We start from the raw sequence: 25,630 nt of genomic DNA on the forward strand, positions 1-25,630 counted from the left end.
GCGGCACCTTTCGTGGTCGGGACGAACATCACCGGACAGTACTAGTTGAGGCTTACCTAAGTTAGGTTAGGGTTCCTTGGGCAGTGATCAGTCGGGTAACGGTGATGCGGCAGTGCCGCGCTAGGGGACTTTCATGTCACGAGCAGGGGCCGAGGACAGCCAGGTGCCGGTGTACGACGTGGTCGGAGTCGGGTTCGGGCCGTCCAATCTCGCGCTCGCGATCGCCCTCGCCGAGCACAACGCGGGCTCGGGCGAGACGGTCACGGCGCATTTCCTGGAGCGCCAGCCCCGCTTCGGCTGGCATCGCGGGATGCTGATCGACACCGCGACCATGCAGGTGTCGTTCCTCAAGGATCTGGTCACGATGCGGAACCCGGCGAGCGCGTTCACCTTCCTGAACTACCTGCACGAGAAGGGCCGGCTGGTCGACTTCATCAACCACAAGACCCTGTTCCCGCTGCGCGTCGAGTTCCACGACTACTTCGAATGGGCCGCGGCGAAGGTCGACGACCTGGTGTCCTACGGCAGCGAAGTCGTCTCGGTCGAACCGGTGCGCGACGGCGGCGAGATCGCGTACTTCGACGTGCGCGCCGAAGCGGACGGCGAAATCACCGAGCTGCGGGCGCGGAATCTGGTGCTGGGCACCGGATTGCGCGCGAAGCTGCCGGACGGGGTCGTTGCCGGGGAACGGATCTGGCACAACAGCGAGCTGCTGCATCGCGTCGAGTCGTTGCGCGGCACGGACCCGCGGCGGTTCGTGGTGATCGGGGCCGGTCAGAGCGCGGCCGAGGTCGCCGCCTTGCTGCACGACGAATTCCCGCGCGCCGAGGTGTGCGCGGTGTTCGCGCGCTACGGCTACAGCCCTGCCGACGACAGTGCGTTCGCCAACCGGATTTTCGACCCCGAGGCGGTCGATTCCTTCTACACGGCAAGCGAACCGGTCAAGGACCGCCTGATGCGCTACCACGGCGCGACGAACTACTCCGCGGTCGATCTCGACCTCATCGACGAGCTGTACCGGCGGCGTTACCAGGAAAAGGTGCTTGGCGTGGAACGGTTGCGGCTGTTCAACGTCTCGCGGCCGGTCGAGGTCGCCGACCAGGGCAGCCACGTGCGCGCGACCGTCGAATCGCTGGCCACCGGCGAACGCTCGCTGCTGGAAGCCGACGCCGTCGTCTACGCGACCGGCTACCTGCCCGCCGACCCGACGCCGCTGTTCGGCGCACTGGCCAGTCAGTGCCGCCGGGACGACGAGGGCCGGCTGAAGGTCGAACGCGACTACCGGATCACCACCGACCCGGCCGTGCGCGGCGGGCTCTACCTGCAGGGCGGCACCGAACACACGCACGGCATCACGTCGTCGCTGCTGTCGAACACCGCGGTGCGGGTGGGGGAGATCTTGCAGTCCATTGTGGACCGGAGGGTGGCGGAGGCCGATCCGGTGGAGTACGCGGTCAGCGGGATCCGCTGAGGAAGGGACTGAACCATGACGAATCCGTTCGAAAACCCGGACGGCGTTTACCGGGTCCTGGTGAACGACGAGGGCCAGCACAGCCTGTGGCCGGATTTCGTGGCCGTGCCGGACGGCTGGCGGACCACCTTCGGCCCGGACGCGCGGCAGGCGTGCCTGGACCACATCGAGCAGACCTGGACCGATCTGCGTCCGCTCTCGCTGATCAAGTCCCAAGAAGCCTGAACGTCCGTGAGGGAATCAGAGTCCCTCACGGACGGTGGCTGCGCAGGCCGGACCAGGCGGTCCAGAGCGTGGCGTACCGGCCGCCCGCGGCGACGAGTTCGTCGTGCGTCCCGCATTCCACGACCACCCCTGCGTCCAGGACAACGATGCGGTCTGAAGCCGCCGCCTGGGTCAGCCGGTGGGCCACGATCAGCCCGGTGCGGCCTTCGAGCGCGGCGGCCGCGGCGGCTTCCAGCGTTTTCGCCCCAGCGCTGCCCGCCTCGGCCGTGGCCTCGTCGAGGATCGCCACCGGCGGGTCGGCCAGCACCAGCCGGACCAGCGCCAGCTGCTGAGCCTGCGTGACGGTCAGCCGATGCCCGCCCTCGCCGACGACCGTCGCCAGCCCGTCCGGCAAGCCTTCGACCCACTCGGCAGCACCGGCTTTGGCCAGCGCGGCGCGGAGATCCTCGTCGCTGGCCTCGGGAGCGGCCAGGCGGAGATCGTCGGCCAGCGGCCCGCTGAAAACGTGCACTTCCTGGCTGATCAACGCGACCGCGCGCCGGGTGGCGGCCGGGCCGAGCTGGTCGAGCGGGACGCCGCCGACGGAGATCGTGCCGCTGCTGGCCTCGTGGATCCCGGCGATCAGTTTGGCCAGCGTCGTCTTCCCGGCTCCGCTCGCCCCGACCAGTGCGACGCGCTCGCCCGGCGCGACTTCGAGGTCGACGTCGCGCAGCACCGGATGGCCGTCCACATAGGAGTGTCCAACGCCGACGGCCTTCACCGACGCGTCGACCGGACGGCTCACGCGGCTAGGTTCGGCCGGTGAAGGCAGATCCGCCACGCCGATCAGCCGGGACAGGCTCGCGGTCGCCGCCTGAGCGTCGTCCACCAGGGCGAGCGCGGTGTTGATCGGTCCGAAGAGACTGTGGAAGTACAGCGCGGCCGCCGTCGCGACGCCGACCGTGGCGAGATTCGCGCCCACCAGCAGAAAACCGGTCGCCAGGACGGCGGAAAGCCCGACGAACTCGGCGAGGTTCAGCCGCCCGTAGAACCGGGTGGCGAGGCGGACTCCGCGCAACGCCAGGTTCACCGCGCTGTTCGAGCGCTCGCGGACCCGGTCGACGTGGGCGTCCGCCAGCCGGAACGCGCGGACGGTCTTGGCTCCGCCGATGGTGTCGAGAAGTTGTTGCTGCTGCGCGCCGACGGCAGTCCGCTGGGCCGCGTACAGCGGGGTCGCGCGGCGGACATACCAGCGGACGGTGTGCAGCTGGATCGGGACCGCGAGCAGCGCCGCGGCGAGGAAGCGCCAGTCGAGGACCGCCATCGCGATCAGGGTCAGCACGATCGTCAGCACCGAACGGGCCAGCGCGGGCAGGGCTTGCCGAACCGCTTCGGCGACGACCGACACGTCGTTGGTGACCCGGGCGGTCAGGTCGCCGGAACCGGCCTTTTCCACCTGCTCCAGCGGCAGGCCGAGAGCCCGGTCGACGAACCGTTCGCGCAGGTCGGCGAGCATCGTTTCGCCGAGCCGGGCAAGCATCGAGACGCCGATGGCGGTGGCGATCGCGGACGTCGCGGCGACCAGGACGAGGCCGGCCACCGGATAACCGAGCGCGGACGCGGGCTGCCGGGTGGCGACGAGGTCGACGACGCGGCCGAGCAGGGGAGCGGTGAGCAGGCCGATCGCGGTCGCGCCGACCACGAAGGCGAAGGACCCGATCGCGCGGCCTTTCGCTTGCCGCAGCAGGTCGAGCAGGACAGCCCGGATGCGCGGTCCGGCGGCGACCGGCAGGAGTTCGCGTTCGGTCACGAGAGCACCGCCGCTCGGTATGCCGCCTCGGCGCGGACCAGCTCGGCGTGGCTGCCTTCAGCGGTGACCCGCCCGTCTTCGAGCAGCACGACCCGGTCGGCCACGGCGAGCAGCGCCGGGCTGGTGGTGACCACGATGGTGGTCCGGTTTCGGCGAAGCTCCGCGACTCCGGTGGCGATGCGGGTTTCGGTCACGGTGTCGACGGCCGTGGTCGGGTCATGCAGCACCAGGATCGGTGCTTCGGTGGCGAGGGCGCGCGCCAAGGCGACCCGTTGTCGCTGCCCTCCGGACAGCGATCGCCCGCGTTCGGTGACCGTGGTGGCGGTGCCGGAGGGGAGAGTCGCGGCGACCTCGTCGGCGGCGGAGGCGGTGAGCACGCCGTCTGGCACGGCGGGCATTCCGCCTCGGACGTTGTCTTCCACTGTGCCCTCGAACAGATCGGTGTCGTGCGCGGCGACGAGCACGACGTCACGGACCCGGTCGGGATCCACAGTGGACAGATCCACCGTGTCGACGTGCACAGTGCCGGCGCGAGGATCGGCGAACCGGCCGAGGCAGTCGAGGAGATCGGCGGCCGCGGCGGGGTCGGCGGTCACGACGCCGAGCAGTTCGCCGGGCGGGACGGTGAGGTCGAGTTCGCGGAGTTTCCCGTGCGATACCGAGGAAAACGTCACGTGGCCGCGAGCCGGAGCCGGCAATGCGCCGGTGCCGTCCGGGACTGCCGGGGGTGCGCTGAGCACCGCGGCGACCCGGCTGGCAGAAGCACGGCCCTGGGCGAGCTGCCCGTTGACCCAGGCGAAAATGGTGAACGGCGTCTGCAGGAACTGGGCCAGCCCGACCGCGGCGACGAGGTCTCCGACGGAAATCTCGCCGTGCGCGGCCAGCGAGCCGCCGACGAGCGCGACGATCGCGATGAAGATCCCGGTCAGCGCGAGCAGCGCGCCGTTGTGCCACGCCTGCGCGCGGGCCGCGCGGATGGTGGCTTGCAGGGAATTCCGGCTGGTGCGCCGATACCGCGCCGTCGCCGCCGGTTCCGCGCCGATGCCCTTCAGCACCCGCAGCCCGCTGACGAGGTCGGCTGCGACGCCCGAGGCGTGCGCGGCGCGTTCCTGCTCCAGCTCGCTGCGCTTCTCCAGCGGCTTGCCGATGAGATGGGCGAGGAACAGCAGCGGCGGGGTGCCGAGGAGGACGAGCAGTCCGAGCGGAACCGACATCCGGAGGAGCACGACCGCGCTCACGATCAGCCCGGCGAGCGCGGCGATGCCGAACGGCAGCACCGCGTTGATCATCCCGACCCGGCGGGCGTCCGAGGTCCCGACGCTGACCAATTCCCCGGCGAGGGAACCGTTCTCCGCGCCGCCGCGAGGGTGCAAGACGCGACGGCTGACCGCGAGCCGGATCTCGTGCGCGGCTCGTTCGGACGCGCGTTCGGCGGCCCGCGCGCCGAAGCGGTAGCTGGAGGAAAGGACGAGGAAGACGACGGCCAGCACGGCCAGCCAGCTCAGGAGGGTGAGCGCTGAGCTGTCGGCGACGGCCCGGTCCAGCACGACGCCGATCACCACGGGGACGAGCGATTCGCCGCCCTGGTGCCCGGCGGCGAGCATGGACGCGGTGAGCACGGATTTCCGTTGCCCGGCGACGGCACTGCGCAGGACGTCCCGGCCGGTGGTCATCGGCGCCTCCGTTCGTGCGGAGGAGGCCGGTCCGCGCGCCGGTTCCTCCCTTTCGTCCGCTCGCAGGAAAGGCTAGCCTAACTTTGGCTGCGAGGTGGCGGGAGGTGGTGCGCACGAAGTGCCAGCGCGCCGATCGGCAGTGAATCGTCCGTCGGCGCGGAGCCGCGGAACGGCCCGCTCGCCGGGGTCGCCGCCTTCTTCGTCGGCGGGTACTTCGGGGCCTGGAGCGCTGATGATCGCGCTGGGTGCTGGCACGCCTCAGCGGTCGACCTGGCCGAGCCGAGGCGAGGGAGCTACCGGCGGGCGTCGCGACCTGCGGGCTCCGCCTCCGGAGGCTGCCCGCTGGCCGAAACAACGGCCGGTTCGGGTTCGCCGAAGCGGGCCAGCGCGAGCGCCGCGGCGACCGCGAGGACGAACCCGATCAGCGCGACGACAGCGAAGCCGGGCCGCGTCCGGTCGCCGAGCAATAGCACGCCGATCAGCGACGGCATGACCGTTTCGCCGAGCACCATCATCGCGGTGGCGGTCGTGACGCCGCCGCGTTGCAGCGCGGTGGCGAAGAACAGCATGGCCAGCGCACCCGCGACGGCGACGACGTACAGCGCTGGGTCGCGCAGCAGGTCCAGCGGCGCGAGGCTCGGAATGACCCGGCCTGCCACCGCGACCAGCCCGAAGCTCAGCCCGGCGACCAGCCCGAGCCCGGCGGTGCGGATCCGGTCGCCGGCGCGTCCGACGAGAAGCCCAGCGACCCCGAGGACCGCTGCGGCACCGGCCAGCGCCAGCCGGAAGCCCAGGCCGACCTCGCTGGAGCCCTCGCTTTCCGCCGACGAACCGAGCAGCGCGAGCCCGGCGACCACGACGCCGACCGCGGTCCATTCCCGCGCCCCGAGCCGGACACCGAACACCCGCACCGCGACGGCCGTCACCGCGAGGCTCGCGGCTTGCGTCGCCTGGACGAGAAACAGCGGCAGAACGTGCAGGGCGGCGATCTGCGCGACGAATCCGAGGCCGTCGAGCACCAGGCCGACGACGAACTTCCACTGCTTCAGCACCCGCAGCAGCAAGCGCGGGTCGACCCCGGCGCCGCCCTTGTCCGGCGCGGCCTTCGCGGCCACCGCTTGCATCACTGAAGCGACGCCGTAGGCCACCGCGGACAGCAGCGCGCACAGAAATCCCCACACCATGACACCGAGCGTATTCCTCTCCAGTGCTAGTACGGTCGGGGCCATGGCGGAGGCAGAACGCGTCTGGCCGGATCCACTCGACGGCGACGAGATGACCGTGCAGACGCGGTTCCTGGACTTCCTCCGGGCGACCGCGGTGCGAAAGGTCACCGGGCTGACCCGGGAGCGGGCGGCCGCGGCCCCGCTGCCCAGCTCGCCGCGGACCACTGCGCTCGGCGTGCTCAAGCACCTGACCGCGGTCGAGCGGTGGTGGCTGGTGATCGAGGCGGGCGGTTCCGGCGAGCCGTCGCTGTGGCCGGGCTCGCCGGATCCGAGCTGGGACTTGACCCCCGAAGACGACGTCGCCGGGGTCGTCGCGGCTTACCGCGCCGAGTGGGACCGGGCGGCTGCGGCGCTGGCCGGGCTGACGCCGGAGGACCGGACCCGGCGGTCCGGGGAGTTCACCGTCCGCTGGGTGCTGGCGCACGTCGTGCAGGAAACCGCGCGGCACGTCGGGCACCTCGACGCGCTGCGGGAACTCGCCGACGGGTCCGTGGGGGAGTGACCGGCGACCGTTAGGCTGCGGGGCATGGCAGACCAGCTCTACTTCCGCCAACTGCTCGCCGGCCGCGATTTCGCCGTCGGGGACCCCGTCGCGACCCAGATGGTGAATTTCGCTTACCTGATCGGGGACCGCGAGTCGGGCGAGGCGGTGCTGGTCGATCCGGCGTACGCGGTCGGCGACCTGGTCGAGACGCTGGAGGCCGACGGGATGCGGCTGACCGGCGTGCTCGCCACGCATCATCACCCCGACCACGTCGGCGGCGACATGATGGGCTTCTCGTTGCCGGGGATCGCGGAATTGCTCGCGCTGCGGCAGGTGCCGGTCCACGTCAACGCGCAGGAAAGCGAGTGGGTGCGGCGGGTGACCGGGGTGTCGGACACCGACCTGCGCGCCCACGACCACGACGACGTCGTGACGGTCGGCTCGGTCGACATCCGGCTGCTCCACACGCCCGGGCACACGCCGGGAAGCCAGTGCTTCCTGGTCGGCGACCGGCTGGTTTCCGGGGACACGCTGTTCCTGGAGGGCTGCGGCCGGACCGATTTCCCGGGCGGCGACGCCGACGCGATTTTCCGCAGCCTGCAATGGCTGGCGACCCTGCCAGGCGATCCGGTGGTGTACCCGGGGCACCAGTATTCGCCGGAATCGTCGGCGTCGCTGTCGCGGGTGAAGAGCACGAATTTCGTGTTCCGGCCGCGATCGCTCGAAGAATGGCGGAGGATGTTCGGCGGCTGAGCTGGGTCTCGGTTCGGGCCGCCGGCTGTGCGGTCGGACGGGTGCTGGCAAGGCGCGCACGGCCCCGTCGCGCAGACGGGGCGCGGAGCGCGGGTGACGGGCGAGGAACGCTTGCAGTGCCTGCGAAATGAACATAGTGATCTTGTACCGCACAGCACCGACAATTTCGGGCTGAGCCCAGAACGCCGGTGTTCACCTCAGGTCGGTGGTGCTGAGCGGGATCGGCCAGTCACCGTGGCGGCGGCGGGTTTCCGGCTGGGCCCTCGGCGTCGGCGGGGGAACGCCCCCGGAGACGGTCGCCGCGACAGCTGGAGCGACCGCGCAACAGCCTGAGGCACCCCATGTTCGGCAGCGGACCGGGAAACCCGTCCCGCATCGCAGGCCTCCGCGCGCCCGCTCGGTGAACAAACTCCGTACACCGCCGCGCAGGTTCCAGTGTGTGAGAGCCGTCCGGCGCGACATTGACTTCACCCGTCCGGGGATCGAAGCTCGGGGGCATGAAACGCGGCGTCCTCCTCGTGTGCCGCCTGCACGTCGACCTCCGGCAGCAGGCGAGCGCCGTCTGTCTGTCCCGCCGCTGAATTCCTTTTCCCTGAAACGAAAACCCCACCCGGGAGAAATCCGTGTCGATTTCCACCACGGGCGTGCTGCCGCGCGCCGAAACGGCCGCGCCGAAACGCGCGCACCGCTGGCGGGCACCGTCGCTGCGCCGCTGGATCAGCCCGGTCGCGCTGGTCGCGGCGTGGCAGATCGCCAGCTCGACCGGCGCGTTGCCGCCCGACAAACTCAGTTCGCCCTGGACTGTCCTGCAAGCCGGAGTCGACGTCGCCCGCAGCGGCGAACTCGGCAGCGCCTTCGTGGTTTCGCTGGGCCGCGTCGGTGCGGGGTTCGCACTCGGGGCGATCGCCGGGCTCTTGCTCGGGGCCGTCGCGGGCCTGTCCCGCTGGGGCGAGGCACTGGTCGACCCGCCGGTGCAGATGCTGCGCACCTTGCCGTTCCTCGGATTGATCCCGTTGTTCATCCTGTGGTTCGGGATCGGCGAGGAGACCAAAATCTTTCTGGTCGCGCTGGGCGTGGCGTTCCCGCTGTATCTGAATGTCCACTCGGGAATCCGCACCGCCGACCCGCAGCTCGTCGAAGCCTCGCGGGCACTGGGATTCACCCGCGCCGAGCGGCTGTGGCACGTCGTCCTGCCGGGTGCGCTGCCGCAGGCGCTGGTCGGGCTGCGGCAGTCGCTCGGCGTCGCGTGGCTGGCGCTGATCGTCGGCGAGACGGTCAACGCGGACGCCGGGATCGGTTATCTCATCAACAATGCCCGCGAATTCCTGCGCACCGACGTCGTGGTGGTCGGGCTCGTGGTCTACGCCGTGCTGGGCCTCGTCACCGACGCGCTCGTCCGGCTGCTCGAAAGGAGGGCCCTGCGATGGCGAGCCCGGTAGTCGAGGTCCGTGACCTCGCGAAGAAGTTCGGGGATCGGACTGTCCTCACTAGACTGAACCTGGACATCGGCCGCGGCGAGTTCGTGGCGTTGCTCGGGCGGAGCGGGTCCGGGAAGTCGACGCTGTTGAAGGTGCTGGCCGGGCTGGACCAGGAGATCGAGGGCACGGCCAGTGTCGACGGGACGGTCTCCGTCGCGTTCCAGCAGCCGCGGTTGCTGCCGTGGCGCAAGGTCTGGCGCAACATCGTGCTCGGCCTGCGGCAGGACAACGACCGCGCCGTCGCGGAGAAAGCGCTGGCCGAGGTGCGGCTGGCGGAGCACGCCGACAAGTGGCCGCTCACGCTGTCCGGCGGTGAGGCGCAACGGGTTTCGCTCGCCCGGGCACTGGTCCGGGAGCCGGATCTGCTGCTCCTGGACGAGCCCTTCGGCGCACTCGACGCGTTGACCCGGCTGGCGATGCACCGGCTCGTCGAGGATCTCTGGCGCACACATCAGCCCGCGGTGCTGCTCGTGACTCACGACGTCGACGAAGCGCTCGTGCTCGCCGACCGAATCCTCGTCCTGGGCGAGGGCCACATCGTCGCCGAACACGTTCTCGGCCAGCCGCGTCCGCGGAAGGCCGCCGACAATGCCGAGGTGCGCAGCCGCGTCCTGGCCGATTTGGGAGTGACCGAAGGTGCACCTGCGTAACGTCCTGGCCGCGGCGCTTCTGCTGACCGGGCTCGCCGCCTGCTCGTCGTCCGCTTCGGACGGTCGCGCGCCGGTGCCCGCCGCGGTGTCGCCCGCGGAGCTGAAGAAGGTCACGCTGCGCGTCGGCGACCAGAAGGGCGGGGTGAAATCCCTGCTCACCGCGGCGAATCAGCTGAGCGGCACGCCGTATCGGATCGAATGGTCCACGTTCACGTCCGGGCCGCCCTTGCTGGAAGCGGCGTCGGCGGGCGCGATCGACGTCGGCCGGGTGGGCAATACACCGCCGATTTTCGCGGCGGCGTCGAAGGCGAAGATCTCCGTGGTCAGCGTGGCGAAGAGCAATGTGGAGCGGGAAACCATTCTGGTGCCGCCGGATTCCCCGCTGACGGATGTGGCTTCCCTGCGCGGGAAGACGGTGGGGGTTGCGAAGGGGAGTTCGGCGCACGGCCAGCTGCTCAATACGCTGAAGAAGGCCGGACTGTCCACCAAGGACATCAAGATCTCGTTCCTGCAGCCGTCCGAGGCGTTCGCCGCGTTCACGCAGCACCAGATCGACGCGTGGGCGATCTGGGATCCCTACACCGCGCAGGCCCAGATCGACGCCCACGCCCGGGTGCTCGCCGACGGTCGCGGCGCGTCCAACGGGCTCGCCTTCGAGACCGCCAGCACCACCGCGCCGGCCGATCCGGGCAAGAACTCGGCGATCAAGGATTTCGTGCAGCGCGTGGTGAAAGCCCAGCTCTGGGCGAACTCGCATCCGGACGAATGGGCGCGCGCGTGGGCAGCGGAAACCGGATTGAAGCCGGAAGTGGCGAAGAAAGCCGTGTCCGCCGGACGGGACCGTCCGATTCCGCTGGACGATTCCGTCGTCGCGTCCGAACAACAGCTCTCCGACGCGTTCACGAACGAGGGCACGCTGCCCGGGAAGGTCGACTTCGCGGCGTTCGTCGACCGCCGTTACGGGCCCGACATCGAGGCCGCGAGGAGGAACGGATGAGCGTGAAACTGCACTGGTTCCTGCCGACCACCGGGGACGGCCGGACGATCGTGGAACGCTTCCACGCCAACAAATCCCAGGGTCCGAGCGCGCAGCGGCCCGCCGATCTCGACTATCTCGCGCAGGTCGCCCGCGCGGCCGAGCGGCTGGGGTTCGAGGGCGTGCTGACGCCGACCGGGACCTGGTGCGAGGACGCCTGGCTGACCACCGCCGCGCTGATCCGCGAGACGAGCAGGCTGAAGTTCCTGGTCGCGTTCCGGCCGGGCGTCATCTCGCCGACGCTCGCCGCGCAGATGGCCGGCACGTTCCAGCGGCTGTCCGGCGGCCGGGTCCTGCTGAACATCGTGACCGGCGGCGACGCGATCGAACAGCGCCGCTTCGGCGACTGGCACGACCACGACGCCCGCTACGCCCGGACCGACGAGTTCCTCTCCATCGTGCGCGGCGTGTGGTCGGGCCAGCCGTTCGACTTCGCCGGCGACCACCTGCGTGTCGAAGGAGCCACCACGCTGGCCGCGCCGGATCCGGTGCCGCCGCTGTACTTCGGCGGCTCGTCGGCGGCGGCGCTCCCGGTCGCCGCGCGGCACGCCGACGTGTACCTGACCTGGGGCGAGCCGCCCGCCCAGGTCGCGGAGAAGATCGCCAAGGTGCGGGAGCTGGCGGAGCAGGAGGGACGGACGGTCCGGTTCGGCGTCCGGCTGCACACGATCGCGCGCGACACCTCGGCGGAGGCCTGGGCGGAGGCGCAGAAGCTGCTCGACGCGCTGAGCCCGGAGCAGATCGCCAAGGCCCAGTCGCAGCTGGCGGCGAGCGAGTCGGTGGGGCAGCAGCGCATGGTCGCCCTGCACGGCGGCCGAGCCGGCACGACCGCGCGGGACCTGGAGATCCACCCGCATCTGTGGGCCGGGATCGGTCTGGTCCGCGGCGGTGCGGGGACGGCGCTCGTGGGCAGTTACGCGGAGATCGCGGACCTGATCGAGGAGTACCACGAGGCCGGGGTGTCGGAGTTCGTCCTTTCCGGGTATCCGCATCTGGAGGAGGCGTACTGGTTCGGCGAAGGGGTGCGGCCGGAGCTGGCCCGGCGCGGGTTGCTGGGCGAGGTTCCGGCGGTGCGGGCGGTGCCGGGGGAGCGGGCGGTGGCTGCTCAGTAAGGAGAGCCGTGAGTGGCGGCGCGTGCGCGGCCCGCCGCGGCTACTGGGAACGGCAGGTCCGGAGGTAGCTGAGGAACGAGGCTTGCAGGCCGGTCACGTGCGTTTCGCGCAGGACCTCGCTGGTGACGGTTCCGTCGCGGGAGCCGAGGCGGTGCAGGAGAACGGCCGTGTTCTTCGCGAGGTTCTGGTAAACCGCCAGGTCCCCGAAAAGCTCCCGTTCGTTGACGGTCACGTGAAGCTTGGCGGCGGGCAGGTTGTCGCCGAGTTCGCGGAGCCGGGCGAAAATTTGGCTGTCTTCACCGACGACGCCGGGGCTGCCCGCGCCGATGCTCTCGAAGAGCGGGCAGCCGCTGAGCCAGGCGTAGAGGCTGAACAGCCCGCCGTAGGAGTAGCCGAAGAGGCCGTGACCGCTCGCCGCTGTCCCGTATTCGCGTTCGATCCGCGGGTTCAGTTCTTCGGTGAGGAAGCCCAGGAACGCATCGGCACGGGTGTCGCGTAGTTCGGCGAGGTAGGCGTCGGCCTGCTCGCGGGTCATCCTGCCCGTGTCGACTCCCATTTCCACGGCATCGACGAGTTCCGGGGCGACCGGCTCCCCAGGCGGCACGAGGTCGCGGTTGCGCAGCGTCGCCCACTGCTGTGCTTCCTCGCCCGCGTACCCGACGCTGACCTGGACGTACGGCCGGACCTTCTGCATGGGATCCGCCTGGGTGACGATGAGCGGAGCCGTCATGCCCACGGTCCAGTTGCCGTCGAGCACATACATGACCGGTGCTGGCGCGGCGGGGTCGTAGCCGGGCGGCGTGGTGACCCAGACGCCGTACTCGTGCCCGCCCCGGGAACGCATTTCGAAGTAGTCGGTGTCGGCGAGGCAGCCGTTCCACATGGCGGTCATCGGAGGTCCTTCACGATACGTCCGGCCTGGACGACGACAACGGCGTTGTCACGGTCGGAGAAGAGCTGCGGATTGTCGAGCGGGTTTCCGTTCCAGAGCACGAAATCCGCCTGCCTGCCGGGCGCGATGAGTCCCACCTCGCCGGACAGGCCGAGGATTTCGGCGTTGGTCTTGGTGGCCGCTACGAGAGCTTCCATCGGCGTCTCGAGCTCGGCGCGCAATCGGAGTTCTTCGCCGCGGCGGTCCTGGCCCGGGCCGATGAGATCGGACCCCAGCCCGATCCGCAGCCCGGCCTCCTTGGCGACCGCGAGCGCCTCGGCCATCCGCTCGCGAACCCCCAGCACGCGATCGCGGATCGACTCGTTGAGCCCGGTGCCGGCGGAGTCCCGCAGCAGCTGCTCGACGACCGCGAAGGTGGGCACGAGAGCGACGCCGCGCGCGGCCATCAGGGCGGCGGTCGGCTCATCGAGGTCGGTGCCGTGCTCGACACAGCGCACCCCGGCTTCGACCGCGTTCCGGATGCCCTCGTTGTTGTGGGCGTGCACCGTCACGTAGGTGTTCCGTGCCGCGGCCTCCTGGACCGCGACGGCGATTTCTTCGACGGTGAACTGGGTGTCGGTCAGCTGGTCGTGCGCGCTGACCACCCCGCCGGTCACGCAGAGCTTCAGGAACGAGGCTCCGCGGCGGAACGCCTCGCGCACGTTGCCGCGCAGCTCGTTCGCGTTCCCCGACTGCATGGACAGGGCGTAGAGACCCGGAATGTGGTGGCTGCTCCAGAGTTCGGTGGGTTCCCACTCGGCTCCGTAGTAGCCGTGCCCGCCGGTCTGGCACTGAACCGGCCCGCACGACAGCACGCGCGGCCCCCGGACCTTGCCCTTGGCGATCGCGGTGACGACGCCGCCGTCGATCCCGCCGGTGTCCCGGACGGTCGTGAAGCCGGCGTCGAGCGCCGCGCCGGCCGTGGCGAAGATGTCGGCCGCGATCTCGGCGGCACTGAGCCGAAACGAGAACTGCGGCTCGATCGGGCTCGACAGGCCCAGGTGGGCGTGGGCGTCGATCAGGCCGGGCGTCATCGTCAGCCCGTCGGCCTCGAGGCGTTCGCCGGACGCGCCGGGCTGGGCGATCCGGCCGTCTTCGACGGCGACGGTGACGTCCGCGGGATCGCGGCCGGACCCGTCGACGACCGTCGCGCCGACTACCTGAAAACGTCCCACGAGCGTTCCCTCCGCCGTTGCAGCGTTCTTTTCCAATGGATAAACTGCCGGAGTGAGCCTGTCAAGCGCGGAACCCCGAGACGACGCCCGCACGCGCCTCCTGGTCCGGCTTCTCGATGCCTTCGACGAGGCCCTTCCCTCGCCGGACGTGTCGCTCCGGGAGGTCGCCGCCCGGGCCGGAACCAGCCACGCGCTGCTGCGCTACCACTTCGGGTCGCTGCCGGGCGTCTTGACGGCCATGCTCGAGGCGCAGCGATCCCGCGACAACGAGGTGCTTTCCGAAACCGCCCGCCGTTGCACCTTTGACGAGTTCGTCGTGGAGATCTGGCGGACCTACACCCGCCCGGAGCTGCTGTCGCGGGTCCGCGGGTTCTTCCACGTCGCGGGACTGGCCGCGTACCGGCCGGAGGACTTCCGCGAGTTCATCGGCTCGCTCGACGATCTGACGAAGATGCTGGCGTCTCTCGCCGAACGCGAAGGGCGCGATGCCGGGGAAGCGCGGACGATGGCGACTGTCGCGGTTGCCGCGATTCGGGGTCTGTTGTTGCAGGAAGTGCTGACTCCGGGAACCCGCCCGGACGACGCCCTCGCCCTGGTTCTGCGGATGAGCAAAGGGCAATCCTAGGGACGGTGATCAGGTTTCGGCGACGGTCCGCGACAACGCCAGCGCCACGGTCCGCACGGCAGGCGCGACCCGTTCGGTGCGCATCCGCGTCGCCCATCCGGAGATCGACACCGCGGCTACCGCGAGTCCGTTCGCGTCGACCAGCGGACTGGCCGCGCATACCACGCCCACGCCGGATTCCTCGCGCTCGAACGCGATCCCGTCCTCGCGGATCCGCGCCAGCTGGCGGCGCAGCAACCCCGGCGCGGTGATCGTCCGCGCGCTGACCCGGGGCAGCCCGGCATCGATCACGCGCGTCACGACGTCCTCGGGGGACCGGGACAGGATCGCCTTCCCGACCCCGGTCGCGTGCGCCGGAAACCGCCCGCCGGTGCGCGAGGGCAGATCCGGTGCGTCCGGCCCGCGCAGCACGTCCAGGTACACCACCTCGGTGCCTTCCAGGACCGCGAGATGCACCGTGTTCCGCGTGGCCTCCCGCAGATCCGCCAGGTAGGGCCGCGCCGCCTCGACCAGGCCGCGGCGGCGCACCGCGAGCTGGCCGATCTCGAACAGCCGCAGTCCTAACCGGACGGACGTGCCGTCGCGTTCCAGCAGGCCGGTGTCGGCGAGATGCCCGGCCAGCCGGTGCACGGTCGTTTTCGCCAGCCCGGTCCGGCGCGCCAGTTCGGAGACGCCCAGCGCGTCGTCGCCGGGGCGGAACGCTTCCAGCACGGCGGCGACGCGGGCGGTCACGAGCCCGTCGCCGTTCCGTCCAGTGGTACGCATGGGTTGAGTGTGCCCCATCCCGGCGAGCACCGTGCAGGCATGGCGGAACGCAAGGTGACGGCCGCGATCGTCGGCCCGGGCAACATCGGTACGGACTTGCTGGCAAAACTCCAGCGCAGCGAGCACGTGGAAGTGCGCTACATGGTGGGCGTCGACCCGGCGTCGGACGGGCTCGCGCGCGCCGCGAAACTGGGGCTCGAGACGTCCGCCGAGGGCGTCGACTGGCTGCTCTCGCGGGCGGAACTGCCGCAGCTGGTGTTCGAGTCGACGTCGGCGAAGGCGCACAAAGCCAACGCGCCGCGGTACGCCGAGGCCGGCATCCGCGCGATCGACCTGACGCCGGCCGCGGTCGGCCCGCTGACGTGCCCGGCGGTGAATCCGCCCGACCAGCTGACCGACCGGAACGTCAACATGATCACCTGCGGCGGCCAGGCGACCATCCCGATCGTGCACGCGGTTTCGCGGGTGACGCCGGTGCCGTACGCGGAGATCGTCGCGTCGGTCTCGTCGCGGTCGGCCGGTCCCGGCACGCGCGCGAACATCGACGAGTTCACCGAGACCACCGCGCACGCGATCGAGCAGGTCGGCGGCGCGGACAAGGGTCGCGCGATCATCATCATCAACCCGATGGACCCGCCGATGATCATGCGCGACACGGTGTTCTGCGCGGTGGACCCGGACGCCGACTTCGACGCGATCAGCGAATCCGTGCACCGCATGGTGAAAGACGTCCAGCAGTACGTGCCGGGCTACACGCTCAAGGCCGATCCGCAGTTCGACCCGCCGCGGCCGGACTGGAGCGGCCGGGCCCGCGTGGGCGTGTTCCTGGAAGTCGCGGGCAACGGCGACTACCTGCCCAAGTACGCGGGCAACCTCGACATCATGACCGCCGCCGCCGCGCGCGTCGGCGATCTCTTCGCCGCTCAGGAGGTGGCCGCGTGAACAACACCGACGTCCGGCTGGTCGACACCACCCTGCGCGACGGCAGTCATGCCATGGCGCACCAGTTCACCGAAAAGCAGGTGCGCGACACCGTCCGCGCGCTCGACGACGCGGGCATCTCGCTCATCGAGGTGACCCACGGCGACGGTCTCGGCGGCTCGACCTTCAACTACGGCTTTTCCTTGGTGGACGAGCGAAAGCTCATCGCCGCGGCGGTCGACGAGGCGAAGCAGGCGAAGATCGCCGTGCTCCTCCTGCCCGGTCTCGGCACGGTGACCGACCTGCGCGCGGCGGCCGACCTCGGCGCGGGCGCGGTGCGGATCGCGACGCACTGCACCGAAGCCGACGTGTCCATCCAGCACTTCGGCGCGGCTCGCGATCTCGGCCTGGAAACCGTCGGGTTCCTGATGCTGTCGCACATGTCGTCGCCGGAGGACCTGGCGAAGCAGGCCCGGATCATGGTCGACGCGGGCTGCCAGTGCGTCTACGTCGTGGACTCCGCGGGCGCGCTGATCCTGGACGACGCTTCGGACCGCGTCGCCGCGCTGGTCGCGGAACTCGGCGACGAAGCCCAGGTCGGCTACCACGGGCACCAGAACCTGAGCTTCGGCGTCTCCAACTCGGTGCTCGCGTACCGCGCGGGGGCCCGGCAGATCGACGGTTCGCTCGCCGCCCTCGGCGCCGGGGCGGGCAACTCGCCGACCGAAGTCCTCGCCGCCACCTTCGACCGGCTCGGCATCAAAACCGGGGTGGACAAAGACGTTCTGATGGAAGCCGCGGAGAACGTCGTGAAGAAGTACCTGACCCGGCTGCCGGTGATGGACCGCTCGTCGATCATCCAGGGCTACGCCGGCGTGTACTCCAGCTTCCTGCTGCACGCCGAACGCGCCGCCGAGCGCTACGGCGTCCCGGCGCACGAAATCCTCTACAAGGTCGGCGAAGAACGCTACGTCGGCGGCCAGGAGGACATGATCATCGACATCGCGCTGAGGCTGCGCGACGAGCGGGCAGCCGCTCAGTGAGCTTCCGGGTCGAAAGCGTCCGCGCCGAGCACCAGCTGCACGCAGTGCTCGACGAGACGCTCGCGGCTCACCTTCAGCGTGCCGTCGAGGTAAGCGATGAACACGTTGCTGAGCGCGCCGACGAGACCGATCGCCACGAGCTGGCGGCCGGTTTCGTCGCCGCGCGAAAGCTGTTCCCCGACGAGCGTGGTGAACGCCGGGAGGAGGTGCAGGCCGCGCTGGGTCAGCGCCGGATCGGTGAGCGGCGCGAGCAGCAGCACGCGGCCCTTGCGCGGATCGTCCAGCACCAGCTCCACGAACGCGGTGACGGCGCGTTCGGCGCGGCGGCTCGGATCGGCCTCGCCGGAAACCGCGTCGGCCAACGCTTTCCGGGCCTGGTCGCCGACGTCCTCGTACACCGCGGCGACCAGGCTTTCCCGGTCGGCGAAGCTTTCGTAGAAATACCGCTCGGTCAGCTTCGCGGCCCGGCACACCGCGCGGACGCTCACCGCCGCGCTGCCCTGCTCGCCCAGCAGGTCGAGCCCGGCGGCCAGCAGCTGCGCGCGACGCTGGGCCTTGCGGTCGTCCAGCGTCGTGCCCGCCCACGTGCGGCCCGGCATACCCGCTCCCGTCCCGAGTTGACCACAGATGTTGTCACATCCTAACCTGACAACAGCTGTAGTCACTTCGCCGACCCGCCGAGGAGCCGCGATGAGCAGGGACGCACCGGAGCCGCTGGGGCCGGACTCGCTGACCTGGAAATACTTCGGCGACTGGCGCGGGCTGCTGATCGCGCTGTGGGCCGGGTCGATGCAGAACATGCACCCGGGGCTCGGCGCGGGCGTCGAGCAGCATTCGAAGTTCTTCGAGGAACGCTGGCAGCGGCTGTTCCGTTCGCTGTACCCGATCGGGGGCGTGGTCTACGACGGCCCGCTCGCGCACCGCACGGCGCTGGAGGTGCGCGGCTACCACGACCGGATCAAGGGCGTGGACGCGCGAGGCCGCCGCTACCACGCGCTCGACCCGGACACGTATTACTGGGCGCATTCGACGTTCTTCGTCAGCACGATCTTGATCGCCGACAATTTCATGGGCGGCATCGGCGAAGAGGAAAAGCGCACGCTGTTCGACGAGCACGTGCGCTGGTGGCGGATGTACGACATGACGATGCGGCCGGTGCCCGAGTCGTGGGAGGACTTCCAGCGGTACTGGAAGCACATGTGCGCCGAGGTCCTGGAGGACAACAAAGCCACGCGCGACGTCCTCGACTTCCGCGGCATCGCGAAACCGCCGTTCCTGCCGTGGCTGCCGGACGCGCTGTGGAAACCGGTCGCGAAGATCATCGCGAAACAGTTCGTGTGGCTGACCGTCGGGATGTACGACCCGGAAGTGCGCGACCTGCTCGGTTTCCGCTGGACCGGGCGGGACGCGCGGCGGCACCGGCGCGTCGGCAAGCTGATCAACGCGGTGTTCACGCTGGTTCCGCACGATCGCCGCTACCATCCGCGGGCACGGGCGGGCTGGCGGCGCGCCCGCGGCGAACTGGCCCCGGGGACGCCGCCGGTCGAAACCCCGCGCCGCAATCTTCCCCCGCTCGCCGAGCGCGGGAAACCGGAGCACTACTCGCCGGACGTGCCGTGAAGGACTCCCCGCGGGAATCTGATTCCCGCACGGAGTCCTTCACGGGCTTCGAGATCAGGAGGGCTGGATGAAGCTGGGCTTTCACCTCGGGTACTGGGGGAGCGGGCCGATCCCGGGCGCGCGGGAATCCGTGCTCGAAGCCGAACGGCTCGGGTTCGACTCGGTGTGGTCGGCCGAGGCGTACGGGTCGGACGCGTTCACGCCGCTGGCCTGGCTCGGCGCGGCGACCAGCCGGATCAAGCTCGGCACCAACATCGTGCAGATGTCCGCGCGCACCCCGACCGCGACGGCGATGAGCGCGCTGACCATGGACCACCTGTCCGGCGGCCGGTTCGTGCTCGGGCTGGGCGCGTCCGGTCCGCAGGTGGTGGAGGGCTGGTACGGCCAGCCGTATCCGAAGCCGCTGGCGCGCACGCGCGAGTACGTCGAGATCGTGCGCAAGGTCTTGGCCCGCGAGGAACCGGTGACCATCGACGGGCAGTTCTTCCAGCTGCCGCTCAAAGGCGGGTCCGGACTGGGCAAGCCGCTCAAGCCGACCGTGCATCCGCTGCGCGCCGACCTGCCGATCTACCTCGCCGCCGAAGGCCCGAAGAACGTCGCGCTGGCCGCGGAGATCTGCGACGGCTGGCTGCCGCTGTTCTTCTCGCCCAAGTCCGACGGCTTCTACCGGGCCGCGCTGGAGGAGGGTTTCGCCCGCCCGGGCGCGCGCCGGAGCCTGGCCGATTTCGAGGTGGCCGCGTCGGTGCCGGTGATCGTGCACGACGACGTCGAGGAGGCGGCGAGCTGGATCAAACCGCCGCTGGCGCTGTACATCGGCGGGATGGGCGCGAAGAGCGTGAACTTCCACCACGACGTCTTCGCCCGGCTCGGGTACGCGGATGTCGCGGACAAGGTGCAGGAGCTGTACCTGGCCGGCCGCAAGGAGGAAGCGGTCAAGGCGATCCCGACGTCGCTGGTCGAGGACACTTCGCTGATCGGGCCCCCGGAGAAGATCCGGGAGGAATTGGCCGCCTGGGAGGCCACGGTGGTGACGACGCTGCTGCTGCGCGGGGACGCGGGGTCGTTGGCGCGGGCGGCGAAAGCGCTGTCCTGAGGAGAGAAGCTCGTGAGTGCCTGTCGCGGTGAGAACCGCGACGGGCACTCACGACGGCGTAGTCGGCCCGGTACTGCCGGTGCATCACGACGGTGGCACGATTCCTCCCGACCACTACCGGGAACCGGCGAAGATCCATTAGGCATGCGTTCGTCGTTCCGCCCTCGAGGAGGACCTTTGGCGTCGCTGTCCCGCCGCACGAGATTCCGCTACTCGCTCGGCTCCTTCGTCACCGGCGGGTTCGGCACGGTGCCGGGGCTGCTCCTGCTGCCGTACCTCACCGACACGATGGCGGTGCCCGCCGCGGCGGCCGGGATCATCGTGTTCGTGCCCAAGGCGTGGGACGTGGTCTTCAACCCGGTCGCCGGACGGCTGTCGGACGCCGACCTCGCGCGCACCGGCAGCAGGCGGCGGTTCCTGCTGCGCGGCGGGCTCGGCGTCGCGGTCCTGTTCTTCGCCCTGTTCGCGCATCCCGGCTTCGGCACGCCGCTGTGGGACGCGACGTACGTCGTCGTGATGTTCTTCCTGTGCGCCACCGCGTACGCGTTCTTCCAGGTGCCGTTCAACGCGCTTCCGGCCGAGCTGACCGATTCCGCCGAGGAACGCACGAAACTCACCAGCGTCCGGATCGGCGTGCTCGCGGTCGCGGTGCTGGTGTCCGGCGGCGGCGCCCCGGCGATCACCGACCTGCTGCCCGGCGTGGCGGGCTACCGGGTGATGGGCCTGGTGATGGCCGTGATCATCCTGGCCGCCACGCTCGGCGTCTACTTCGGCCTGAAGGGCGCGCCGGTCGGCTCGCTGCGGCCCAACACGGTGCGGCTCAAGGAATTGGCGCGCACCATCGCGCAGTGGCGTTCGTTCCGGTGGCTGATGGGCGTCTATTTCATCCAGGCGCTCGGCATCGGCACCGTGCTGGCCGCGATCCCGTACTTCGCGCAGCACGTCCTGGGCGACCCGAGCTACCGCACCTACCTGTTCGTGGGGTTCGTCGGCCCGGCGCTGATCACCATGCCGGTCTGGCCGCGGCTGGGCGCGCGCTGGGGCAAGCTCGCCGGGTTCCGGATCGCCACCACGTCGTTCTTCGTCGGGCTGGTGGCGATGTACTTCGCCGACCGGCTCCCGTTCGCCGCGACGCTGGTGTTCGTCGCGCTCGCCGGCGTCGGGTACGCGGGCATTTCGGTGTTCCCGCTGGCGATCCTGCCGGACCTGATCAGCGCCGAGGAGGAGCGGACCGGCGAGACCAGGGCGGGCGTCACGGCCGGCGTGTGGACCGCGTCCGAGACTCTCGGGCTCGCGCTCGGGCCGGGACTGTTCGGGCTCGTGCTGCAGGCCGGGAGCTACGTGTCGAGCACCGGCACGACCGCCGTCCCGCAGCCGCCCTCGGCGATCACCGCGATCGTGCTCGGCGCGTCGGTGCTGCCCGCCGTGCTGATCGCGCTCGGCATCCCGCTGCTGCGCCGTTCGGTCCTGGAACGGCCGGCGTGACCGACGTGCTGGCGCGGCTGCGCGAACTCCGCTCCGGCGACCTGCCGACGCACGGCGGGCGCACGCTGGCCTACGTGTACGACAGCGGACTGTCCGAAGTAGACGAAATCGCCGCCGCCGCGCACGCGCTGGCCAGTTCGGCCAACGGGCTCGACCCGACCGCGTTTCCCAGCCTGTTGCGGATGGAGAACGACCTGGTCGCCCGCGCGGCCGGACTGCTCGGCGGCACGCCGGACACCGTCGGCACGGTGACGTCCGGCGGCACCGAATCGTGCCTGCTGGCGGTCCTCGCCGCCCGCGACGCCCGGCCGGATGTCGCGTCTCCGTCGATCGTGCTTCCGGAGACCGCGCACGCCGCTTTCCACAAGGCCGCGCATCTGTTCGGCGTGCGGAAGATCGTGGTGCCGGTCGATCCGGACACCTTCCGCGCGGAGCCGGCGGCGATGGCCGCGGCGATCGACGATTCCACCGTGCTTGTCGTGGCGAGCGCGCCTTCGTACGCGCACGGCGTCGTCGATCCGATTTCGGAGATCGCCGCCGCCGCTTCGGCACGCGGGGTGCGCATGCACGTCGACGCGTGCATCGGCGGCTGGGTGCTGCCGTACTTCGCGAAGCTCGGCGCGGACTTGCCGCCGTTCGACTTCCGCGTTCCGGGCGTCACCAGCATTTCGGTGGACCTGCACAAATACGCCTACTGTGCCAAGGGCGTCTCGGTGCTGCTGCACGCTTCGGCGGAACTCCGGCGGACGCATTTCTTCGCGAGCGCGGCCTGGCCCGGGTACACGATGCTCAACCCGACGCTGCAGAGCACCCGGTCCGGCGGCCCGCTCGCCGCCGCGTGGGCCGTCGTGCACCATCTCGGCGAGGACGGCTACCTCAAGCTGGCCTCGCGTGCGCGGGAGGCCGTGGAGCGGATTCGTGCTGGTGTAGCGGGGATTCCGGGCTTGCGCGTGCTGGGCGATCCGGTGTCGACGCTGGTCGCGTTCACCGGCTCGGACGGTTTCGACCTGTTCACCGTCGCCGACGAGATGAAGGCGCGCGGCTGGTACGTCCAGCCGCAGTTCGCGCACGGGACTTCTCCGCTGAACCTGCATTTGACTGTCACCGCCGCGAACCACGGCAGCGAGCGGGAATTCCTCGCCGATCTCGCGGCTTCCGTCGAGGCGGCGCGGGCGGAAGGCCCGGTGCGGGTCGATCCGGACGTCGCCGCCTTCGTGGCCGCGCTGGACCCGGAAACGCTGACGGCCGAGCAGTTCGGCGGCTTGCTCGCCGCGGCGGGCCTGACCGGCGGCGACGGGCTGCCGGAGCGGATGGCGCCGATCAACGCGCTGCTGGCCGCCGCGCCGGAACCGTTGCGGGAGCGGCTGCTGGTGGAGTTCCTCGGAGCGCTGTACACGCCGTCTCCGGAGTAGCGCAACCGAACGGCCGGTGGGGTTCGGCCGTCCGGCGGGACCAGCTGAAACGGCGCGGGCTGCGCTAACCAGCCGGGAGGACGTTCAGAGGGTGCGCCCGAGGAGCGGCAGCAGCCGTTCCCCATGACGGTGCAGACCAGCGGAATTGAACGCGTCGGTGTCCGCCATGGTGAACCCGTGGACCGTGCCGGGATAAATCTCGGACGTGCAGTTCACCCCTGACGCATCGAGAGCCTCGTTGAGTTCGCCGAGAGTCTCCGGCGTCAGGTCCGATGCGGCATGGCCGAAATGCGCCTGAGCAGTGATCCGCGAGAAGCTCTCGGACCCCGCCGCGCCCACCGGCGCGTGAAATGCCGCCACAGCAGCCACCGGGTCCGGATGCGCCGCGGCGGTGCGGACGGCGAGAAGGCCGCCGATGCAGTAGCCGGTCACCCCGACCGGTCCGGTGCTGACTTCGGGCTGGGCGGTGAGAAATCCGAGGTAAGCGCTCGCGTCGCGCAGGACCAGTTCGGGGGTATGCGCTTCGATCAACGGCAGCACGCGAGCGAACACCCCGGGGCGCTCGTCTTCGCCGATGAACTCCGGAAGTTCGAGTACTGGCGCAGGGGCACGCCGGGGTGCTGCTTGCCGTCGTCAGGGAACACGGCGAAGGCGTCCGCGACACCGTCGGCGGTGGGGATCTGCACAGTCTTGTCGGGCATGAATTTCTCCTGTCGTCGTTGAGGTTCCGGTGTCAACGACGAAAGAGGAGGAGCCCGCGCGGCGCTCAGAAGAGCGCCGGGTAGCCGATCCGTGAGTGGCGCGAAGCCGTCCCGGTAGTCATCGCGGCCCACCTTATCCCAGCGATCGCGGTGGGCGGGCTAGTCCTGGTGGAAGTACCGCTTTCCCCGCGACGCGGACGCCAGCGCGGCGACCAACGCCATCGCCGCGGCCGCGACGAAGACCGTGACCAGTCCGTCGTGGAACGGCCCGGAGATGAGGTGGGGGAAGAACTCCTTGCCGGTCAGCGCCGCGGAATCGGCGGGGGAGAGCTGATTGAGCAGCCCGGGTCCGACCAGATGCGCGACCGGGTTGCTGCCCAGGAACGCGGCGAAGAGGGTGCTCACCGGCGGCAGCTGGGCGATGTTCGCGGCGACGTCCGCCGGGACGCCGTGCGCCTGGAGCCCGCCGGTCAGCGTCGAAGGCAGCGAACCGGCCAGCCCGGCGATCATCAGCGAGAAGAACACGCCGATGGACAGCGACGTCCCGGAATTCTGGAACGTCGAGCGCATGCCGGAGGCGACGCCGCGCTGGTTGTCCGGCACGCTGCTCATGATCGCCGAGGTGTTGGGCGCGGAGAACATGCCCTGCCCGATCCCGCTCAGCACGAGCAGCAGCGCGAACGCCGGATAGCTGAAGTCCACCGGCAGCGCGAGCAGCCCGAGGAACGACCCGGCGACCAGGAGCAGCCCGCCGGTGGAGAACAGCCGCGCGCCGAACCGGTCGGAGAGGAAGCCGGACACCGGGCCGGCGATCAGGAACCCGGCGGTGAGCGGCAGCAGGTAGATCCCCGCCCACAGCGGGGTTTTCTCGTAGTCGTAGCCGTGCAGCGGAAGCCAGATCCCCTGCAGCCAGATGATCAGCATGAACTGCATCCCGCCGCGCGCGATCGCGGTGAGCAGCGCGGCGAGGTTCCCGGCGGTGAACGCGCGGATCCGGAACAGCGAGAGCTGGAACATCGGCGACGGCACCCGGGTCTCGATCACGCAGAACCCTGCCAGCAGCGCGATGCCGGCGCCGAGCCCGCCGAGCACCCAGGGGTTGCCCCAGCCGGTCGCCGCGCCGCCGTAGGGCTGGATGCCGTAGGTGATCGACGCGAGGATGACCGCGGTGCCGAGGGCGAAGGTGACGTTGCCGCCCCAGTCGATCCGCGCCCGTTGCGGACGGCCGATCTCGCGGAGGCTGCGGATCGACCAGACCGTCCCGAAAATGCCGAACGGCACGCTCACCCAGAACACCGCGCGCCAGTCGAGTTCGGCCAGCAGCCCGCCCGCGACCAGGCCGAGGAACTGCCCGGCCAGCGCGGTGATCTGGTTGACGCCCAAGGCCATTCCGCGCTGCTCGCGTGGGAACGCGTCGGTGAGGATCGCCGCGGAATTCGCGGTGAGCATCGAGCCGCCGACCGCCTGCACGACCCGCCAGCCGATCAGCCACAGCGCCCCGCCGCCCGCGTGGAACGGGTCGAACGACAGCGCCACCGAGGCGACGCTGAAGATCACGAAGCCGACGTTGTACATCCGGACGCGGCCGAACATGTCGCCGAGCCGCCCGAGCGTCACCACCAGGACCGCGGACACCAGCAGGTAGCCGAGGATCATCCACAGCAGGTAGCCGATGTTGGCCGGCGCCAGCGGATCCAGGCCGATGCCGCGGAAGATCGCGGGCAGCGAGATGATCACGATCGACCCGTCCAGCGCCGACATCAGGACGCCGAGCGTGGTGTTGGAGAGCGCGACCCACTTGTAGCGCCCGCCGCGGCGCGTCTGGGTGTCCATCGTCCGGTCCGCCACAATCAACAGCCTAGACTGATAAACCTAGCCTGTTCAACTCGTGCGAAACGGGTATCCCGGACGAACCATCCTGGTAGCGGCGCGCTCCTGGTTGCCTTCTCCCTCCTCGCCGAC

General features: G+C 70.4%; 25 protein-coding genes. 15 read left to right on the forward strand and 10 right to left on the reverse strand.

Translation table 11 applies throughout. The features are described 5' to 3' along the window. Positions 1 to 133: 133 nt before the first annotated feature. Both H5411_RS00960 and H5411_RS00965 read left to right on the forward strand, forming a co-directional pair. The gene (locus tag H5411_RS00960) at positions 134 to 1,471 is read left to right on the forward strand and encodes a lysine N(6)-hydroxylase/L-ornithine N(5)-oxygenase family protein (protein WP_183122666.1); all 1,338 of its coding nucleotides are present in this window, start codon (positions 134 to 136) and stop codon (positions 1,469 to 1,471) included. 15 nt (positions 1,472 to 1,486) lie between these two features. Continuing rightward, positions 1,487 to 1,696, forward strand: a complete 210-nt coding sequence (locus H5411_RS00965) for an MbtH family protein (protein ID WP_183122667.1) — start codon at positions 1,487 to 1,489, stop codon at positions 1,694 to 1,696. A gap of 25 nt (positions 1,697 to 1,721) precedes the next feature. Here H5411_RS00965 and H5411_RS00970 read toward each other — a convergent pair whose 3' ends face one another. The 3 genes from H5411_RS00970 to H5411_RS00980 all read right to left on the reverse strand — a co-directional run bounded on the left by H5411_RS00970 (position 1,722) and on the right by H5411_RS00980 (position 6,342). After that, positions 1,722 to 3,485: an ABC transporter ATP-binding protein gene (locus tag H5411_RS00970; RefSeq protein WP_183122668.1), complete on the reverse strand. Its 1,764-nt coding sequence runs from the start codon at positions 3,483 to 3,485 to the stop codon at positions 1,722 to 1,724. Next, the gene (locus H5411_RS00975; protein ID WP_183122669.1) at positions 3,482 to 5,158 is read right to left on the reverse strand and encodes an ABC transporter ATP-binding protein; all 1,677 of its coding nucleotides are present in this window, start codon (positions 5,156 to 5,158) and stop codon (positions 3,482 to 3,484) included. The genes H5411_RS00970 and H5411_RS00975 overlap by 4 nt, the downstream gene beginning before the upstream one ends. A 293-nt stretch (positions 5,159 to 5,451) precedes the next feature. Beyond that, positions 5,452 to 6,342 carry a DMT family protein gene (locus H5411_RS00980; protein ID WP_246368615.1) on the reverse strand — a complete coding sequence of 297 codons (891 nt, stop codon included), beginning with the start codon at positions 6,340 to 6,342 and terminating at the stop codon, positions 5,452 to 5,454. Between the two features lie 43 nt (positions 6,343 to 6,385). Here H5411_RS00980 and H5411_RS00985 point away from each other — a divergent pair, with 43 nt between their 5' ends. From H5411_RS00985 to H5411_RS01010, 6 genes are all read left to right on the forward strand, one after another. Further along, positions 6,386 to 6,886, forward strand: coding sequence for a DinB family protein (locus H5411_RS00985; protein WP_183122671.1), 501 nt, complete (start codon positions 6,386 to 6,388; stop codon positions 6,884 to 6,886). A 24-nt stretch (positions 6,887 to 6,910) separates the two neighbouring features. Next, positions 6,911 to 7,621, forward strand: coding sequence for an MBL fold metallo-hydrolase (locus tag H5411_RS00990; RefSeq protein ID WP_183122672.1), 711 nt, complete (start codon positions 6,911 to 6,913; stop codon positions 7,619 to 7,621). 623 nt (positions 7,622 to 8,244) lie between these two features. After that, positions 8,245 to 9,060, forward strand: coding sequence for an ABC transporter permease (locus H5411_RS00995; RefSeq protein ID WP_183122673.1), 816 nt, complete (start codon positions 8,245 to 8,247; stop codon positions 9,058 to 9,060). Further along, a complete protein-coding gene (locus tag H5411_RS01000) occupies positions 9,045 to 9,749 on the forward strand; it encodes an ABC transporter ATP-binding protein (protein WP_183122674.1) in 705 nt (234 codons plus the stop codon). Before H5411_RS00995 ends, H5411_RS01000 begins: the two co-directional genes overlap by 16 nt. Then, complete coding sequence (locus tag H5411_RS01005) at positions 9,736 to 10,746, forward strand: ABC transporter substrate-binding protein (RefSeq protein WP_183122675.1); 1,011 nt, start codon at positions 9,736 to 9,738, stop codon at positions 10,744 to 10,746. Before H5411_RS01000 ends, H5411_RS01005 begins: the two co-directional genes overlap by 14 nt. Continuing rightward, positions 10,743 to 11,897 (forward strand): LLM class flavin-dependent oxidoreductase, encoded by a 1,155-nt coding sequence (locus H5411_RS01010; protein ID WP_183122676.1) that lies wholly within the window; start codon positions 10,743 to 10,745, stop codon positions 11,895 to 11,897. Before H5411_RS01005 ends, H5411_RS01010 begins: the two co-directional genes overlap by 4 nt. A gap of 40 nt (positions 11,898 to 11,937) precedes the next feature. Here the strand turns inward: H5411_RS01010 and H5411_RS01015 are convergent, their stop codons facing one another. Further along, a complete protein-coding gene (locus H5411_RS01015) occupies positions 11,938 to 12,789 on the reverse strand; it encodes an alpha/beta hydrolase (RefSeq protein WP_183122677.1) in 852 nt (283 codons plus the stop codon). Continuing rightward, positions 12,786 to 14,003, reverse strand: a complete 1,218-nt coding sequence (locus tag H5411_RS01020) for a metal-dependent hydrolase family protein (protein WP_183122678.1) — start codon at positions 14,001 to 14,003, stop codon at positions 12,786 to 12,788. The genes H5411_RS01015 and H5411_RS01020 overlap by 4 nt, the downstream gene beginning before the upstream one ends. 52 nt (positions 14,004 to 14,055) lie before the next feature. Between H5411_RS01020 and H5411_RS01025 the strand changes: the two genes are divergently transcribed. Further along, entirely contained in the window at positions 14,056 to 14,628 is a 573-nt protein-coding gene (locus tag H5411_RS01025; RefSeq protein WP_183122679.1) for a TetR/AcrR family transcriptional regulator, read from the forward strand. A gap of 9 nt (positions 14,629 to 14,637) precedes the next feature. On the opposite strand, the gene H5411_RS01030 is transcribed toward H5411_RS01025, so the two are convergent. After that, positions 14,638 to 15,393 carry an IclR family transcriptional regulator gene (locus H5411_RS01030; RefSeq protein ID WP_101440277.1) on the reverse strand — a complete coding sequence of 252 codons (756 nt, stop codon included), beginning with the start codon at positions 15,391 to 15,393 and terminating at the stop codon, positions 14,638 to 14,640. Positions 15,394 to 15,432: 39 nt separating this feature from the next. Here H5411_RS01030 and H5411_RS01035 point away from each other — a divergent pair, with 39 nt between their 5' ends. Both H5411_RS01035 and dmpG read left to right on the forward strand, forming a co-directional pair. Next, on the forward strand, positions 15,433 to 16,335 hold the full coding sequence (locus tag H5411_RS01035; RefSeq protein WP_183122680.1) for an acetaldehyde dehydrogenase (acetylating): 903 nt from the start codon (positions 15,433 to 15,435) through the stop codon (positions 16,333 to 16,335). Next, the gene (gene dmpG / locus H5411_RS01040; RefSeq protein ID WP_183122681.1) at positions 16,332 to 17,357 is read left to right on the forward strand and encodes a 4-hydroxy-2-oxovalerate aldolase; all 1,026 of its coding nucleotides are present in this window, start codon (positions 16,332 to 16,334) and stop codon (positions 17,355 to 17,357) included. The genes H5411_RS01035 and dmpG overlap by 4 nt, the downstream gene beginning before the upstream one ends. Here the strand turns inward: dmpG and H5411_RS01045 are convergent. Beyond that, positions 17,351 to 17,956 carry a TetR/AcrR family transcriptional regulator gene (locus H5411_RS01045; RefSeq protein WP_101440274.1) on the reverse strand — a complete coding sequence of 202 codons (606 nt, stop codon included), beginning with the start codon at positions 17,954 to 17,956 and terminating at the stop codon, positions 17,351 to 17,353. The two genes, dmpG and H5411_RS01045, sit on opposite strands and share 7 nt — an antisense overlap. A gap of 91 nt (positions 17,957 to 18,047) precedes the next feature. On the opposite strand from H5411_RS01045, the gene H5411_RS01050 reads away from it, so the two are divergent. From H5411_RS01050 to H5411_RS01065, 4 genes are all read left to right on the forward strand, one after another. Further along, positions 18,048 to 18,977 (forward strand): oxygenase MpaB family protein, encoded by a 930-nt coding sequence (locus tag H5411_RS01050; protein ID WP_183122682.1) that lies wholly within the window; start codon positions 18,048 to 18,050, stop codon positions 18,975 to 18,977. A 67-nt stretch (positions 18,978 to 19,044) separates the two neighbouring features. Further along, positions 19,045 to 20,070, forward strand: a complete 1,026-nt coding sequence (locus H5411_RS01055) for an LLM class F420-dependent oxidoreductase (protein WP_101440272.1) — start codon at positions 19,045 to 19,047, stop codon at positions 20,068 to 20,070. A 177-nt stretch (positions 20,071 to 20,247) separates the two neighbouring features. Then, positions 20,248 to 21,555 carry an MFS transporter gene (locus H5411_RS01060; RefSeq protein ID WP_183122683.1) on the forward strand — a complete coding sequence of 436 codons (1,308 nt, stop codon included), beginning with the start codon at positions 20,248 to 20,250 and terminating at the stop codon, positions 21,553 to 21,555. Then, entirely contained in the window at positions 21,552 to 22,967 is a 1,416-nt protein-coding gene (locus H5411_RS01065; protein WP_183122684.1) for a pyridoxal phosphate-dependent decarboxylase family protein, read from the forward strand. The genes H5411_RS01060 and H5411_RS01065 overlap by 4 nt, the downstream gene beginning before the upstream one ends. An 84-nt stretch (positions 22,968 to 23,051) precedes the next feature. Here H5411_RS01065 and H5411_RS01070 read toward each other — a convergent pair whose 3' ends face one another. The 3 genes from H5411_RS01070 to H5411_RS01075 all read right to left on the reverse strand — a co-directional run bounded on the left by H5411_RS01070 (position 23,052) and on the right by H5411_RS01075 (position 25,501). Beyond that, positions 23,052 to 23,507 (reverse strand): dienelactone hydrolase family protein, encoded by a 456-nt coding sequence (locus H5411_RS01070; RefSeq protein ID WP_312877364.1) that lies wholly within the window; start codon positions 23,505 to 23,507, stop codon positions 23,052 to 23,054. Beyond that, positions 23,495 to 23,668: a hypothetical protein gene (locus H5411_RS47305; protein WP_246368616.1), complete on the reverse strand. Its 174-nt coding sequence runs from the start codon at positions 23,666 to 23,668 to the stop codon at positions 23,495 to 23,497. The genes H5411_RS01070 and H5411_RS47305 overlap by 13 nt, the downstream gene beginning before the upstream one ends. Positions 23,669 to 23,827: 159 nt before the next feature. Next, entirely contained in the window at positions 23,828 to 25,501 is a 1,674-nt protein-coding gene (locus tag H5411_RS01075; RefSeq protein ID WP_183122737.1) for an MFS transporter, read from the reverse strand. Positions 25,502 to 25,630 lie beyond the last annotated feature (129 nt).

This window comes from Amycolatopsis echigonensis (assembly GCF_014174495.1).
In the GTDB taxonomy this organism is placed as follows: Bacteria; Actinomycetota; Actinomycetes; order Mycobacteriales; family Pseudonocardiaceae; genus Amycolatopsis; species Amycolatopsis echigonensis.

Coding starts and splice junctions, on each gene's coding strand:
- H5411_RS00960 (WP_183122666.1), top strand. CDS start 134: ATGTCACGAGCAGGGGCCGAGGACAGCCAGGTGCCGGTGTACGACGTG.
- H5411_RS00965 (WP_183122667.1), top strand. CDS start 1,487: ATGACGAATCCGTTCGAAAACCCGGACGGCGTTTACCGGGTCCTGGTG.
- H5411_RS00975 (WP_183122669.1), bottom strand. CDS start 5,158: ATGACCACCGGCCGGGACGTCCTGCGCAGTGCCGTCGCCGGGCAACGG.
- H5411_RS00980 (WP_246368615.1), bottom strand. CDS start 6,342: ATGGTGTGGGGATTTCTGTGCGCGCTGCTGTCCGCGGTGGCCTACGGC.
- H5411_RS00985 (WP_183122671.1), top strand. CDS start 6,386: ATGGCGGAGGCAGAACGCGTCTGGCCGGATCCACTCGACGGCGACGAG.
- H5411_RS00990 (WP_183122672.1), top strand. CDS start 6,911: ATGGCAGACCAGCTCTACTTCCGCCAACTGCTCGCCGGCCGCGATTTC.
- H5411_RS01000 (WP_183122674.1), top strand. CDS start 9,045: ATGGCGAGCCCGGTAGTCGAGGTCCGTGACCTCGCGAAGAAGTTCGGG.
- H5411_RS01010 (WP_183122676.1), top strand. CDS start 10,743: ATGAGCGTGAAACTGCACTGGTTCCTGCCGACCACCGGGGACGGCCGG.
- H5411_RS01015 (WP_183122677.1), bottom strand. CDS start 12,789: ATGACCGCCATGTGGAACGGCTGCCTCGCCGACACCGACTACTTCGAA.
- H5411_RS01030 (WP_101440277.1), bottom strand. CDS start 15,393: ATGCGTACCACTGGACGGAACGGCGACGGGCTCGTGACCGCCCGCGTC.
- H5411_RS01035 (WP_183122680.1), top strand. CDS start 15,433: ATGGCGGAACGCAAGGTGACGGCCGCGATCGTCGGCCCGGGCAACATC.
- H5411_RS01045 (WP_101440274.1), bottom strand. CDS start 17,956: ATGCCGGGCCGCACGTGGGCGGGCACGACGCTGGACGACCGCAAGGCC.
- H5411_RS01050 (WP_183122682.1), top strand. CDS start 18,048: ATGAGCAGGGACGCACCGGAGCCGCTGGGGCCGGACTCGCTGACCTGG.
- H5411_RS01055 (WP_101440272.1), top strand. CDS start 19,045: ATGAAGCTGGGCTTTCACCTCGGGTACTGGGGGAGCGGGCCGATCCCG.
- H5411_RS47305 (WP_246368616.1), bottom strand. CDS start 23,668: ATGCCCGACAAGACTGTGCAGATCCCCACCGCCGACGGTGTCGCGGAC.
- H5411_RS01075 (WP_183122737.1), bottom strand. CDS start 25,501: ATGGACACCCAGACGCGCCGCGGCGGGCGCTACAAGTGGGTCGCGCTC.